This is a genomic window from uncultured Flavobacterium sp. (assembly GCF_963925185.1).
Classification (GTDB): Bacteria; Bacteroidota; Bacteroidia; order Flavobacteriales; family Flavobacteriaceae; genus Flavobacterium.
This window is the reverse complement of the sequence record NZ_CAWURC010000041.1, coordinates 43547-59307: the sequence shown is the minus strand read 5'-3', so window position 1 is coordinate 59307 and position 15761 is coordinate 43547. Positions and strand designations below refer to the sequence as shown.

The following is a 15761-nucleotide window of genomic DNA, read 5'->3' as shown; positions in this document are numbered from 1 at the left end:
TGGTGTGCTTGGTGCACCTGCCGCTGCGTTAACAGTTACTGTTGCTCCGGTCGCTGTACATGTATTGTCTGCAGTTGAACGTACTTTTAAGGTATAACTTCCTACTGCTACGCCTGTAAAAGTGGCACTGGATTGATATGTTGTTCCATCAATGCTGTATTCAACGCCTGATTGCGTTGTGAATACAATCGTTCCTGTTGTTGTTGCACAAGTTGGTTGAACCGTTACGCTTCCTGCTGGAGTGCCGACGGTGCAAGTATCATTATCTACAATAGTTACTACACCAGCACCATCTAAAATGGATGCGTTTGTGGGGTCAGAAAGCGTAATATTAATTGTTTCATTAGATTCGATTGTCGCATCATTAATAATCGGAATGGTGAAAGTTCTAGTTGTTTGTCCAGCAGCAAAAGTAATAGTACCAGAAGTAGCTGTATAATCCAATCCAACAGCTGTTGATCCATCGGATGTGGTATATGCAACAGTAATTACGTTGGCACTTGAAGCCGAAAGGGTTACAGTCACAGTGGCTGTGCCGGCACCTTCATTTACAGTATAGTCAATAATACTAATTGCTGAAAAACTTCCTAAATAAGAATTTAGAGAATCTAATATTCCAGATGTAGCAGCATTACCTGTAACATCTCCGGCAGTTGTTCCTCCAGAAGATGTATTAGGAATTGTAAGTGTTTGACCGTTATAAGTTAGTCCTATATATGAATTTGTCGTAATGCTATAGTTTGCACTTCCATTAGAGGAATTTGTAGCAAGTGTTGCTCCTGTTGTAGGAACAAAAACAGGAGTTGTAATATTATTACCACTTGGCGTTCGCCATTTAATAAAACCAGGAATGCTATATTGAATTCCTAAGAAATCAGTAATTAAAACTGTTCCGGGAATGTCATTTCCTTGTGCAAGTTCAATAAACTGTAATGTTGGTGAATTTTGTGAAAATTGAACGTTTGACCAACCTAATGCTGTTAAATATTTTGAATTTGACGAAACATTATTTGCAGTATTATCCCCAACAAATCCATTGGTAAACGGAATAGATATCAAGTTTTGGGAAAACATATTAGTGCTTGTGAAAAGCATAAATAGTGCAAACGATATAATTTTAAAATATTTTGAAAAAGATAAAATTGTATTCATAATGAGGGATTATTAATATTTTTTAAATTTGAATTTCAAAGGATTAATGATATTAACCTAGCGAGTGTTAATTTTCTTAATTTATTATAAATCAAATGTAAAAAAAAACTATAAACAAATGTAATATTTTGATAATCATTTACTTTACGGTTTTCCGTAAACGAGTTTTTTTGATTATGTTTGCTACTTATAAGGTTTGCATTTAATTACCGAATGGAATACAAATACTATTCCTATTATAATTGCATTAGCCCTTGTATAGGAAGATACCAACTAGAAGATGTCAATCTTTGGATTGGTGATTATCTTAAGAGCATTTCTTTCAATGCCCCTATCAAAAAATTATTCGAGGAAATGGTTCTTGAAGGTCTTAGTATTGAAAAAGATAAAAAAATGCTGGGACCAAAACACTTTGAAAAAGTGAAACAAATGAAAATAAAAATGGAACGGTTACAAGACCTCTATATAGATGGTGAAATGGGTAAAAAAGAATATGAAGTTGCCAAGGAAAGATACAAAAATATTTATGATGAATTAAAGGAACTCGAAATTGAAGCAATTGACAATAAAGAAATTTTAGACTTGTATAAAAAAGCAATAAATAAGATGGAAAATATTGAAAATCATTTTATTAAATCTGATATTGAAGGAAAAAGACGTATAATTGGTTCGATATTTCCGAAAAAATTCCGCTTTGAAAATAAAAAAGTTCGAACCGCTGATGTCAATCCTATTTTATTAAAAATTGCCAGTGTTAATGGGGCTTCCCGAGGCAAAAAAAAATGGGACAAGTCTAAAAAAATAGACTTGTCCCATACCGTGAAGGCAGAAGGATTCGAACCTTCGACCGCCTGCTTAGAAGGCAGGTGCTCTATCCAGCTGAGCTATGCCTCCATTGATAATTATGTCAACTTATTAAAAGAATAACCTAATAATCAGTCGGGGTGGCAGGATTCGAACCTGCGGCCTCCTGCTCCCAAAGCAGGCGCGATAACCGAGCTACGCTACACCCCGAAGTGCAAAAAAAGCGGAGAGTAAGGGATTCGAACCCTTGGTACAGTTACCCATACGCATGTTTAGCAAACATGTCCTTTCGGCCACTCAGGCAACTCTCCAATATATGAACTTATATTCCTTTTAAGCGGTTGCAAATGTAACTTTCTATTCTATATTTTACAAATTATTACCCCCTTTTTTTAAATGTTTTTTTAATGCTTAATTAAAAACATTAACAATCAAATGTATAGCCTTTCTAAAAAAAAAAAAATGTATTTTTCTTTTAATGATTATCTAGAAAAAACAATCTTAAAAAATGATTATTCAAAAATTACTAAGATAATGCTATAATAATATCAAAATTGTAATTTAGTATTTATACAAAATGATTAAATTCGCATCTTTAACAAAGATACAAACATATCATGAATAAGAAAGTCGTCATCGTTTCCGCAGTTAGAACACCTATAGGAAGTTTTATGGGAGGGTTATCTACTGTTGCTGCTCCAAGATTAGGTGCAGTGGCCATAAAAGGCGCTTTGGATAAAATTAATCTAGATCCTAATTTAGTGGATGAAGTTTTTATGGGTAATGTTGTTCAGGCTGGCGTTGGTCAAGCTCCTGCACGACAAGCCGCTATATTTGCCGGATTACCTAATACAGTTGCTTGTACTACCGTCAATAAGGTTTGTGCTTCTGGAATGAAGTCGGTGATGCTGGGTGCACAAGCAATTATTTGTGACGATGCTGAAATTGTTGTTGCTGGTGGAATGGAAAATATGAGTTTAATACCTCATTATATGCATTTGAGAAATGGATATAAATTTGGACCAACCACAATGGTTGATGGAATGCAGAAAGATGGATTGACAGATGCTTACGACAATAATGCTATGGGTGTTTGTGCTGACTTATGTGCAACTGAATATAAATTTACCCGAGAAGACCAAGATAACTTCGCAATTCAATCCTATGAGCGTTCTTCAAAGGCCTGGGATGCTGGAAAATTTGATAATGAAATTGTTCCTGTTGCGGTTCCTCAAAGAAAAGGAGATCTAATAATAGTCTCTAAAGATGAGGAATTTTCGAATGTAAAACTCGACAGAATTCCTTCATTGAATGCCGTTTTTACAAAGGACGGAACAGTGACTGCAGCAAATGCTTCAACAATAAATGATGGAGCAGCAGCCGTGGTGTTGATGAGTGAAGAAAAAGCATTGTCAATGGGTTTAAAACCTTTGGCGTATATTAGAAGTTATGCCGATGCTGCCCAAGAACCAAAATGGTTCACCACTACTCCATCCATTGCAATTCCTAAAGCTTTAGAAAAAGCTGGATTAACAACAAAAGATGTAGATTATTTTGAATTTAATGAAGCTTTTGCTGTTGTTGGTTTGGCCAATTCAAAAATTCTTGGATTAGACGATTCTAAAGTGAACGTAAATGGTGGAGCTGTTTCTTTAGGTCACCCACTAGGTTGTTCTGGTGTTAGAATTATTGTTACATTGCTGAATGTTTTAGAACAAAATAACGGCAAGATTGGTGCAGCAGCGATTTGTAATGGAGGCGGTGGGGCTTCGGCAATTGTTATTGAAAAATATTAATTATGCAGTATGACCTAGCCCTGATAGAAGTAAAAATCCTTGATGTTGTGAGATTGCCTCGCAAGCTCGCAATGACAAGATTGAAACGGATAGCAGGAATAAGCTCCTAATAAAATAAATAGAATTCAAAATTTAAATAAACTTAAATGTTCGGAATTTGTAATCTAGCTATAATCCCGCTTCGAATTGAACCTAGTGATAAAAGTGAAATTGTTTCCCAAATTTTGTTTGGCGAACATTTTGAAATACTAGAACAATTTAAACAATGGTCGCGAATAAAATTGCAATATGACGATTACGAAGGTTGGGTAGATTCTAAGCAATATCAGGTAATTTCTGAATTGGATTTTGAATTATTGTCGAAAGAGGGTATTGTTTTAAACGGGGATTTGGTCGAATATATTACTGCTCCTAATAATTTGTTGATGCCGATTCCTCTTGGTTCGTCACTTTCATTTTTAAATAATAATGAGATCAATAGAGCGAACTATAATTTTGAAGGAACAAAAATTAGTGGTGTAAAGCCTAAAGAATCATTAGTAAATACAGCTTTTATGTATTTGAACGCTCCTTATCTTTGGGGAGGGAAAAATCCTTTTGGGATTGATTGTTCTGGATTTACACAAATGGTTTACAAACTCAACGGTTACAAATTGATGCGAGATGCTTCGCAACAGTCAAAACAAGGAGAAGCTTTGAGTTTTATTGAAGAAAGTGAACCTGGTGATTTGGCTTTTTTTGATAATGAAGAAGGCAATATCATTCACGTGGGCATCATTATGGAAGATAATTATATTATTCATGCCAGTGGAAAAGTGAGGATTGACCGACTCGATCATCTGGGGATTTATAATGCGGAAGTCAATAAACATACACACAAACTTCGGGTTATTAAAAAAATTATATAAAAAAAACCGTCCTAAAATTATCGGGACGGTTTTTTAAGACTAGACAACATTTGTTATTTTTTCTCTTCTTGAGCTTTTATATTCGCTTTCAATTCGTTTTTTTCTGTAGTCATTTCTAATGCGCTGTACACATTTAAGAGTGTTTTAGCAACATCCATATTTGATGATTCAAGCTCAACTGCTTTTACTAGATAAGGAATAGAACTTCTGAATAAATCAAATCTTTTATCTTTCAAAACTTCGTAACGCTTCATATCTTTGTCGGAAGTTCCTAACTTATTCATTTCGTCAATAATTACCTTCTCATCTTCCAGTTTTAATGCTGCAAGATTAATGTAAGCATTGATGTAGTTCGGATTTATTTCCATTACTCTTTTGTAATGTTTCTCTGCTTCTAAAGGATTTTTTGCATTGGCGCTAAGTACACCTAAATTAAAAACTAAATCGGCATCGTTGGGGTTTTTTTCTAAAGCCTCGCCTACTAATCTTTTGTAAGTTTCAAAATCTTTAGTCTCTAAATATAAATTTGCTTCGGTTGAAATTAAAGAAGTGTCTTCTGGATTAGCTTTTCTTGCATCAGAAATTGCTTTTTTAGCTTCTTCTGTTTTTCCGTCTTGAACTAAAATTAAAGCAATATTTTTGTAGATTTCCCCTCTTTTTGATGGAATGGATTCTGTTTTTGGATTTTCGTGAGTTCCAATTTTCACTGATAAATCTCTTTCTTTAGCTGTATTAAAATTATCTTCTTGACTTGTCAATTTATTCATTGCCAAATAACTCATTCCTTTACCTGAAAAATTCAAGTCTTTTAGTTCATAATACAATCTAAGAGCCGAAACATAATCTTTTGCATTTACATAAGTAGAAGCAGCATAATATAAATTTAGGGTGTCTTTTCTATCTAATAAATAGGCGTCATATAGTTTTTGAGCTCCCTCAGAATGCTTATCGGTCTTGGTGTCGGCTATTGCACTATTCAATAATTTATATTTAATATCAATGATTGAAGTTGTTGCCTGAGAGGAGTATTTATCTTTTCCTGAAGTTTTCTCAACGGCTAATAAATCTTGATAAGATTTAGCTGCAGCATTTAAATTTTTACCTTCTTCCACTTTTTTATTGGCTAAGTCTAAATAAGCATTCCCTTTTACAAAGAAATATTGGGCTTTTTCATTCTCTGGAGCGGCGGCAGACAATGATTCTGCTCCTTGCAAAATCGTAATTGCTTCGGCAGAATTTCCTGCTTTTAATGCTTTTTCGGCTGCTTTAATTTGATCTTTTTGGGCAAAAGTAGCTACTGATATCAATAATGCTGACGCTAGTATTACATATTTACTTTTCATAATATTCTATTTTTTATTTTAATGTATTCTTTTTATCTGGTTTATTTAATTTTTAGGCGTCATCATCTGAATCGTCCTCGTCTCCTTCTTCTTCTGAATCGTCGGCATCCTCTTCATCATCCTCCTCATCATCTTCAGCTGTGCCATCGTCTTCAAGAATTTCGAGAACTGGTTTCACTCTTTCGATAGCTTCGGTTTCTATGACATTTCCTTCTTCATCAACAACAACTTCAACAACATCGTCTTTCATTACTTTAGTTACGGCTGCAATCGAATCATTTCCTTTAAGGTTAATCAGTTTTACACCTTGGGTAGCACGTCCCATTACACGTAAATCTTCAATTGCCATTCTGATAGTCAATCCTGATTTATTGATAATCATCAGGTCATCCGCATCGGTAACGGCATTTATCGAAATTAGTTTACCTGTTTTTTCGGTAATATTCAGGGTTTTTACTCCTTTTCCTCCACGGTTAGTAATTCTATAAACATCTTCACCATCTTCATCAACTAATTTGGTACGTTTTCCATATCCATTTTCGGTTACCACTAAGATTTGCGAATCGTTAATGTCATCTTTATCAACAGTAACCATACCTATTACTTCATCAGTATCATCTTTTAAAGTAATTCCACGGACTCCAGAAGCTGTTCTTCCCATCGGACGGGTTTTTGTTTCTTCAAAACGAACTAATTTCCCAGATTTAACGGCTAATATAATCTGACTTTCGCCATTTGTTAATTTTGCTTCTAATAATTCATCGCCTTCCTTAATAGTAATAGCAGCAACACCATTCACTCTAGGTTTTGAATATTTATCTAAAGAAGTTTTCTTAACCTGACCCTTTTTAGTCACCATAATAAGGTTATGACTGTTGGTGTATTCTTTATTTTTTAGGTCTTGTGTGCAAATAAATGCTTTCACTTTATCATCACTTTCAATGTTGATTAAGTTTTGCAAAGCTCTACCTTTTGCTGTTTTGCTTCCTTCTGGTATTTCATAAACACGCATCCAAAAACATTTCCCTTTTTGGGTAAAGAACATCATATATTGATGGTTGGTAGCCACAAACATATTTTCAAGGAAATCTTGATCTCGTGTTCCGGCACTTTTTTGTCCAACTCCTCCTCTATTTTGAGTTTTATATTCTGATAAATTAGTACGTTTAATATAACCAGCGTGCGAAATGGTAATTACTACATTTTCATCTGCAATTAAATCTTCGATACTTACATCACCACCAGAATATTCGATTAAGGAACGACGAGCATCACCATATTTTTCACGAATTTCGATCAGTTCTTCCTTAATAAGAGCAATTCTTAAATTAATATCGTCCAATAAAGCTTGTAAATGCTCTATCAACTTCATTATTTCATCAAATTCAGCTCTCAATTTATCTTGCTCTAAGCCTGTCAATTGACGCAAACGCATTTCGACAATGGCGCGAGACTGAATATCAGATAATTTGAATCTTTCGATTAATTTTTCTCTAGCTTCTTCTGTATTTTTCGAAGATTTAATTAATGCAATTACTTCATCAATATTATCCGAAGCAATAATTAAACCTTCTAAAATGTGGGCTCTTTCTCTTGCTTTACGTAAGTCAAATTGAGTTCTACGAACCACTACATCGTGACGGTGTTCTACAAAATAGTGAATCATATCTTTTAGATTCAACATTTGCGGACGGCCTTTTACTAATGCAATGTTGTTTACACTGAATGAAGATTGTAATTGTGTAAATTTATAAAGCGTGTTCAAAACCACGTTTGGCGTAGCATCACGTTTCAAGATATAAACAATACGCATACCGTTTCTATCCGATTCATCGCGAATATTAGCAATTCCTTCAATTTTTTTGTCATTAACCAAATCCGCAGTACGCTTGATCATGTCAGCTTTATTGACTTGGTATGGAATTTCGGTAACGATAATACATTCTCTTCCGTCAACTTCTTCAAAACCAACTTTGGCGCGCATAACTATACGTCCTCTACCGGTTTTAAAGGCCTCGTGAACACCTTCATAACCATATATTGTCCCACCAGTTGGAAAATCTGGGGCTTTAATATAGGTCATCAATTCATCAATATCAATTTCGTTATTATCGATGTAAGCTAATGTTCCGTTGATAACTTCGGTAAGATTATGTGGTGGCATGTTAGTAGCCATACCAACAGCAATTCCAGTTGCCCCATTTATCAATAAAGTGGGAACTCGTGTAGGCATTACTTTTGGCTCGTATAAAGTATCATCAAAATTCAGTTGAAAGTCAACGGTTTCTTTTTCTATGTCTGCCATTATTTCTTCCGAAATTTTTCGCATTCTAGCTTCAGTGTATCGCATTGCAGCTGGGCTATCACCATCAACAGATCCAAAATTACCTTGCCCATCGACTAATAAATAACGCAAACTCCATTCTTGGGCCATACGAACCATTGCGTCATAAACCGAAGTATCGCCGTGAGGGTGATACTTTCCTAAAACTTCTCCAACGATTCTCGCAGATTTTTTATGGGCAGATCTTGAATTTACCCCTAGATCATACATTCCGTAAAGTACTCTTCGATGTACTGGTTTCAAGCCATCTCTAACATCAGGAAGTGCCCTTGATACAATTACCGACATCGAATAATCGATGTAAGCTGATTTCATTTCATCTTCAATGTTAATGGGAATTAACTTTTCTCCTTCAGACATAGGTTATAATATTTAATAAATTTATTTTAATTTCAAAACGTGCTAATATACGTCATTTTGATTTTTTTAAACAAACAATTCACTAGTTATTTTAATGATTTATTAACAAAAGTAACTTATTTTTTAGTTAATAAATTATAGAACTTTTAACGTTTTTTTGATTCTTTTTTTGTCAATTAGCTGACAAAAGTTCTTAAAGGGAACGATTTTTGTTTTTCAATTACAAATTCACTAAATTTACGTTACAATTTACAATTATATTATGGATGATAATTTTTCACCAAGAGTAAAAGATGTTATTACTTACAGCAAAGAAGAGGCCTTAAGATTAGGGCATGACTTCATTGGAACGGAGCACCTTATGTTAGGTATTTTAAGGGACGGCAACGGAAAAGCAATAAATATATTAAATAATTTATCTATAGATTTAGACTATTTACGTAAAAAAGTAGAGGTTTTAAGTCCTGCGAGTTCTAACATAGAGATTAACAACGAAAAGAAAAATCTGCACCTCACGCGCCAAGCGGAAAGGGCTTTAAAAACTACTTTTCTTGAAGCAAAAGTGTTTCACAGCAATTCCATTAGTACTGCACATTTATTATTGTGCATCTTAAGAAATGAAAATGATCCAACAACCAAGCTGTTGAATAAAATGAAAATTGATTACGATACAGCTAAAGAACAATATCTAAGCATGACACCAAGCGAAGAAGATTTTAAAGAAAACTTACCAAGAAACGATGCGTATAATGAAGATTCAGGACAAGATGACAGTCTAAAAGAAGGAACTTTTAACAATCCAACAAATAAATCCAACAAAAAATCTAAAACTCCAGTTCTAGATAATTTTGGTAGAGATTTAACAGAAATGGCTGAAGAAGGAAAATTAGATCCTGTCGTGGGGCGTGAAAAAGAAATTGAACGCGTTTCCCAGATTTTAAGCCGACGCAAAAAAAACAATCCTCTTCTTATAGGAGAACCCGGAGTCGGAAAATCGGCAATTGCCGAAGGTTTAGCCCTGCGGATTATTCAAAAGAAAGTCTCGAGAATATTATTTGGGAAACGGGTGGTAACCCTTGATTTAGCTAGTCTTGTTGCGGGAACAAAATACCGCGGACAGTTTGAAGAACGAATGAAAGCGGTGATGAATGAATTAGAAAAAAATGATGATATCATTCTTTTTATTGACGAAATTCATACTATTGTTGGTGCTGGTGGAGCAACGGGCTCGCTTGACGCTTCAAATATGTTTAAACCCGCTTTGTCGAGAGGTGAAATTCAATGTATTGGAGCAACAACACTTGACGAATACCGTCAATATATTGAAAAAGACGGCGCCTTAGAAAGACGTTTTCAAAAAGTAATAATAGAACCAACTTCGGTTGAGGAAACCATTACTATTTTGAACAATATCAAAGATAAATATGAAGATCATCACAATGTAACCTATACTCCTGAAGCGATTGAAGCTTGTGTAAAACTGACTGACAGGTATATGTCGGAACGTTTTTTACCAGACAAAGCAATCGATGCTTTGGACGAAGCAGGTTCTCGAGTTCATATTATCAATATAGATGTTCCAGCACAAATATTAGAATTGGAGAAACAATTGGAAGATGTGCGAGAATTAAAAAATGTTGTTGTCAAAAAACAAAAATATGAAGAAGCCGCAAAGCTTCGTGATGATGAAAAACGCTTTGAAAAAGACTTAGCTGTAGCGCAAGAACAATGGGAGGAAGATTCTAAAAATAATCGTATCGAAGTTACCGAAGATAATGTTGCCGACGTAGTGTCTATGATGACGGGAATTCCTGTGAATCGTATTGCACAAACTGAAAGTAACAAATTAGCTAGTTTACCGGAACTTATTGAAGGCAAAGTAATTGGTCAGAAAGAAGCTGTGATGAAAATTTCTCGTGCCATACAAAGAAATCGTGCTGGATTAAAAGATCCAAATCGACCAATTGGATCCTTTATTTTCTTAGGACAAACTGGTGTAGGTAAAACGCAATTAGCCAAAGTTTTAGCTAAAGAATTGTTCGATTCAGAAGATGCATTGATACGAATTGATATGAGCGAATATATGGAAAAATTCGCAATTTCAAGATTAGTTGGAGCTCCTCCAGGATATGTTGGCTATGAAGAAGGTGGGCAATTAACTGAAAAAATACGTCGTAAACCTTATAGTGTACTACTTTTAGACGAAATTGAAAAAGCGCATCCCGATGTTTTCAATATGCTTCTTCAAGTATTAGACGATGGTTTTTTAACCGATAGTTTAGGACGTAAAATCGATTTCAAAAACACTATTATTATTATGACATCAAATGTTGGTGCCAGACAATTAAAAGATTTTGGACAAGGTGTTGGTTTTGGTACTGCCGCCAAAGTAGCTCAAGCTGATGAAAACTCAAAAAGCATTATCGAAAGCGCTTTGAAGAAAACTTTTGCTCCAGAATTCTTGAATAGAATTGATGATGTAATCGTGTTTAACACCTTAGAAAAACACGACATAGACTTGATTATCGAAATAGAATTAAAAAAATTATACGATCGTGTCAAAGAATTAGGTTATCAATTAACGCTATCCGATAAAGCAAAAGCATTTATTGCGGAGAAAGGTTTTGACAGGCAATTTGGAGCTAGACCGCTAAAAAGAGCCATTCAAAAATATGTTGAAGACGCACTTGCAGAAGAAATTATTACTTCGAAAATTTCTTTTGGTGACGAAATATTTATGGAATTGAATGATACTTCGCAAGAACTTGTCGTAAATGTCTACAAAGCAGAAAAACCTACTAAATAGTAGGTTTTTTTTTGTTCTATTTAACCGTAATTTAATATTTTTAATTCTTTATTTCAATACATATTTACACTCTATTTAATTTATTATAAATTCATTTATGCCACAAAATAAAATCATATTGGGTAGTGAGGAATGGTGTTCGCTTCCAGAATTAGGAATTCCCGTTATTAAAGCACGTGTCGATTCTGGAGCAAAAACTTCAGCTTTGCACGCCATTAACATCGCTCCATTTATAAAAGATGGACAAAATTGGGTCAAATTTGACATCAATCCCATACAAAACAATGTAAAAACAATTATTCATTGCGAAGCTCATTTAGTAGATAAAAGAGTCGTAAAGAGTTCTAGTGGTTTTAGGGAACAACGTTTTGTAATTCAAACAAATTTAGAAATTGGAAGTTCAAATTGGCTCATCGAAATGACGTTAACTAATCGAGATTCAATGGGTTTCCGAATGTTATTGGGACGTGAAGCAATGAGCGGAAGAGTTTTGGTTGATCCTGAACAACAATACCTTTTGGGACAACCCTCTACCGATAATTTGATGGAAGTCTATAAAAATTCTGAAAAAGCAAGTTCTGGTTTGCGCATCGGCCTCTTGGCTAGCAACCCTGAGCTTTACAGCAACAAACGAATTATGGAAGCAGGCGAAATGCGTGGTCATGAAATGCACTTTTTGAACATCAAGGAATGCTATATGAAACTGGATGCCAAAACTCCTGAAATTCATTATCGTGGCGGAATTATATTAAATAAATTTGACGCTATTATTCCTAGAATTCGTCCTAGCATTACCTTTTATGGTTGTGCTTTAACTCGACAATTTGAAGCCTTGAATGTGTACTGCTTAAATTCTTCAATAGCAATTACGCAATCGCGCGATAAATTATTCTCCTTACAGTTGCTTTTACAGAGCGGAATTGACATTCCCACAACGGGTTTTGCTAACTCCCCTTTGGATACCAATGATTTGATAAAAATGGTTGGTGGCCCGCCCTTAATAGTGAAATTACTTGAAGGAACTCAAGGAAAAGGAGTCGTTTTAGCCGAAACAAAAAAAGCTGCCGAGAGTGTTATAAATGCATTTAAAAGCTTGAATGCTAATATTTTGGTGCAAGAATTTATAAAAGAAGCTAGCGGTAAAGACTTGCGTTTGTTTGTCGTCGACGGAAAAGTAGTTGCCACCATCCAAAGGGAAGCGATGCCAGGAGAATTTAGAGCCAATATTCATCTTGGAGGAACCGCTTCTATTATAAAACCAACTTCCGAAGAGAAGAAAATTGCAATTCGTGCTGCAAAAGCAATGGATTTAAGAGTCGCTGGAGTAGATATTATCCGTTCCTCAAAAGGGCCGTTATTGCTCGAAGTTAACTCATCGCCAGGGCTTGAAGGAATCGAAGGTGCCACAAATAAAGACATTGCAAGCGAAATGATAATCGCTATTGAAAAAAACATTAAAATGAAATAAGGCATTTTATCCTTTAAGTTTTAGCTTATATTCCTTCCATAATTAAATCTGATTATTATTGTTTTTAAAATATTTACAACACAATCAAAATTAATTCAATTTTAAATCTACATATCTGAGTAACAAATTTTTCAATAATTTTATATTTTAAAACTTTTCAATCTGAGCGAATTTAGTATCACCGAAACCGAACTAAAGCTCATTGCAGCTGCCGCTACCATTGGCGATAACAATATTCCGAAAACGGGATACAACACTCCTGCAGCAACCGAAATTCCAAATACATTATAAATAAACGCAAAAAACAAGTTCTGTTTGATGTTTCGCATTACGGCATGACTCAAGTTTTTGGCCTTTACAATGCCTTGCAAATCGCCTTTTACCAAGGTTATTTTAGCACTTTCAATCGCAACATCGGTGCCCGTTCCCATTGCAATTCCAATATTAGCTTGTGCCAAAGCAGGTGCGTCGTTGATACCATCTCCTGCCATGGCCACGATTTTACCTTCGGCTTGCATTCGTTTTATTGCAGCCAGTTTATCTTCGGGTAAACAATTAGCAATGAAACCCGACAAATGCAATTTCTCTGCAACAGTTTTTGCTGTGTTTTCGTTATCTCCCGTAATCATTATCACTTCAATTCCTTGGCGCATTAATTCTTCTATAGCAGCTGCACTTGTTGATTTTATAGCATCGAAAATGGATACAAAACCAACAACGATTTCGTCTATAGAAATATAGGAAACCGTTTTCCCTAGTTTTTGTTCGGTGCTGATTTTGTTTTCTAAATCCTCGGAAACACTTGCATTGATTTGCTCCATCAATTTTTTATTTCCCAAAGCCACTTTCTTGTTAACTACTGTTCCAAGAACCCCTTTGCCCGAAATGGCTTCAAAATCTTTTACTTCTATCAATGAAATATTTTTTGATTTTGCATATTTTATCACGGCTTCCGCCAAAGGATGTTCACTATACTGATTCAACGACGCAATGTTTTGCAACAAATAATCTTCCTCATTATTAGAAGAAAACACTTTTTCTACGGACGGTTTTCCTTCTGTAATTGTTCCTGTTTTATCGGTGATTAGAACATTTACTTTGTTCATGTTTTCCAAAGCTTCCGCGTTTTTTATCAAAATTCCAGATTGTGCTCCCTTGCCTACCCCAACCATAACCGACATTGGTGTGGCTAATCCCAAAGCACACGGGCAGGCAATTATCAAAACAGCAACAGCATTGATAAAACCATAGATTACAGCATTTTCCTCAGGACCAAATTTGGACCAAACTATAAATGTCAACGCTGAAATAATAACTACAATAGGCACAAAGTATTTGGCAATACTATCGGCTAATCTTTGTATTGGTGCTCGGGAACGGCTGGCGTCATTTACCATTTGCACAATTTGTGAAAGCACCGTTTCCGAACCTACTTTTTCGGCAATCATAACGAAGGATTTAGTACCGTTAATGGTTCCAGCAATAACGGCATCACCTACAGTTTTATCCACGGGAATAGGTTCTCCTGAAATCATCGATTCGTCAATGGTACTTTCTCCATAAGTAATTTTTCCATCAACAGGGATTTTCTCTCCAGGTTTTACTCGTAATAAATCATCTCTCTTAATATCGTGTATCAAAATAACTTTATCTGATCCGTCAATAATTAAAGTAGCTTGAGTTGGTGCGAGTTTCAATAATTCTTTTATAGCAGCATTTGTTTGTCCATGAGCTTTGGCTTCCATTAATTGTCCTAATAAAACCAAAGTCAATATTACTGCCGTGGCCTCAAAATAGAGTGCTACGGCACCGTTGTGTTTGAATTCGGCTGGAAAATATTCTGGGAATAATAAACCCGCAATACTAAACAAAAAAGCGATTCCTGTTCCAATTCCTATCAGCGTAAACATATTGAGATTCCATGTGATGATGGATTTCCAAGCACGTTCAAAAAACATCAAACCGGTATAAAAAACTACGGGAAGCGTCAAGATAAATTGCACCCAATTCCATTCCTTCATTCCTAAGATTTTTAGCAATGGATTGTTAGGATACATTAAAGTCATAGAAATGATGAAAACGGGCAATGAAAATGCTATGGCAATTTTCATTTTTTTTAATAAATCAGTGTAAGCTTTGTTTTCTTCGTTATCTTCTGGTTTCATTGGCACCAAATCCATTCCGCAAATGGAACAGGATCCAGGCGAATCCTGAACAACTTCTGGATGCATCGGACAAATATATTCCGTTTTACTAATATTTAAATCAGGAGCTTTCACCAAATCCATTCCGCAAACGGGACAATCTCCGGCTTTATCATACACTTTTTCGCCTTCGCAAAACATGGGACAATAATATTTACCTGAAGCGCTCATTGGTAATGCTACAACGTTCATTTCGCTTGAAACCGGTGTGCTGTAAATGGATTTTATAACTAAATCATTCGAAGTGTTTTCGCTAATAATATAGTTTCCTGTGGCGTACAATGCTTTTTGGAATTTGAAAATAGGGACGCTTTTATCGGTTGTTATAATTGCCACAGCTGGATCTAAAGAAACCGTAGCTTCTACTCCCTCCATTTCGTTTAAGGTTTTTTCTACTTTAGTACGGCAGCCGTTGCAGGACATTCCGCTAATTATATAGGTGTGTGTCATTTTGTAGTTTGAGTTACAAATTTACAAAATTATGTTTAGGGTAGTTTAAGAGATTTAGATGATTATCTAGTCAGTTAATGACTCTTTTATTTACTCTAATAATAATAATATAGGACCAATAAAATA

Annotated in this window: 8 protein-coding genes and 3 tRNA genes; 4 read left to right on the top strand and 7 right to left on the bottom strand. The window is 35.1% G+C overall.

Features of this window, described 5'->3' with window-relative positions; translation table 11 throughout:
- The 4 genes from AABM59_RS09445 to AABM59_RS09430 form a co-directional block, all read right to left on the bottom strand.
- Positions 1 to 1152 (bottom strand): Calx-beta domain-containing protein (locus AABM59_RS09445; protein ID WP_338408719.1); only part of this gene is annotated, 1152 nt, incomplete at its 3' end.
- Positions 1153 to 1972: 820 nt separating this feature from the next.
- Positions 1973 to 2046, bottom strand: a tRNA-Arg gene (locus tag AABM59_RS09440).
- 45 nt (positions 2047 to 2091) lie between these two features.
- Positions 2092 to 2166 (bottom strand) — tRNA-Pro (locus AABM59_RS09435).
- 14 nt (positions 2167 to 2180) lie between these two features.
- Positions 2181 to 2267: transfer RNA gene (locus tag AABM59_RS09430), tRNA-Ser, on the bottom strand.
- Positions 2268 to 2573: 306 nt separating this feature from the next.
- On the opposite strand from AABM59_RS09430, the gene AABM59_RS09425 reads away from it, so the two are divergent.
- Together AABM59_RS09425 and AABM59_RS09420 are read left to right on the top strand one after the other, a co-directional pair.
- Complete coding sequence (locus AABM59_RS09425) at positions 2574 to 3752, top strand: acetyl-CoA C-acyltransferase (protein ID WP_338408718.1); 1179 nt, start codon at positions 2574 to 2576, stop codon at positions 3750 to 3752.
- A gap of 146 nt (positions 3753 to 3898) precedes the next feature.
- Entirely contained in the window at positions 3899 to 4660 is a 762-nt protein-coding gene (locus AABM59_RS09420) for a C40 family peptidase (RefSeq protein WP_338408717.1), read from the top strand.
- A 53-nt stretch (positions 4661 to 4713) separates the two neighbouring features.
- Here AABM59_RS09420 and AABM59_RS09415 read toward each other — a convergent pair whose 3' ends face one another.
- Positions 4714 to 6003, bottom strand: a complete 1290-nt coding sequence (locus AABM59_RS09415; RefSeq protein ID WP_338408716.1) for a tetratricopeptide repeat protein — start codon at positions 6001 to 6003, stop codon at positions 4714 to 4716.
- Positions 6004 to 6055: 52 nt separating this feature from the next.
- The gene (gene gyrA, locus AABM59_RS09410) at positions 6056 to 8707 is read right to left on the bottom strand and encodes a DNA gyrase subunit A (RefSeq protein WP_338408715.1); all 2652 of its coding nucleotides are present in this window, start codon (positions 8705 to 8707) and stop codon (positions 6056 to 6058) included.
- Positions 8708 to 8969: 262 nt separating this feature from the next.
- On the opposite strand from gyrA, the gene AABM59_RS09405 reads away from it, so the two are divergent.
- Entirely contained in the window at positions 8970 to 11513 is a 2544-nt protein-coding gene (locus AABM59_RS09405) for an ATP-dependent Clp protease ATP-binding subunit (protein ID WP_338408714.1), read from the top strand.
- A gap of 97 nt (positions 11514 to 11610) precedes the next feature.
- Positions 11611 to 12981, top strand: a complete 1371-nt coding sequence (gene rimK, locus AABM59_RS09400) for a 30S ribosomal protein S6--L-glutamate ligase (RefSeq protein WP_338408713.1) — start codon at positions 11611 to 11613, stop codon at positions 12979 to 12981.
- Between the two features lie 140 nt (positions 12982 to 13121).
- Here the strand turns inward: rimK and AABM59_RS09395 are convergent, their stop codons facing one another.
- Positions 13122 to 15635, bottom strand: a complete 2514-nt coding sequence (locus AABM59_RS09395; protein ID WP_338408712.1) for a heavy metal translocating P-type ATPase — start codon at positions 15633 to 15635, stop codon at positions 13122 to 13124.
- Positions 15636 to 15761: the final 126 nt, after the last annotated feature.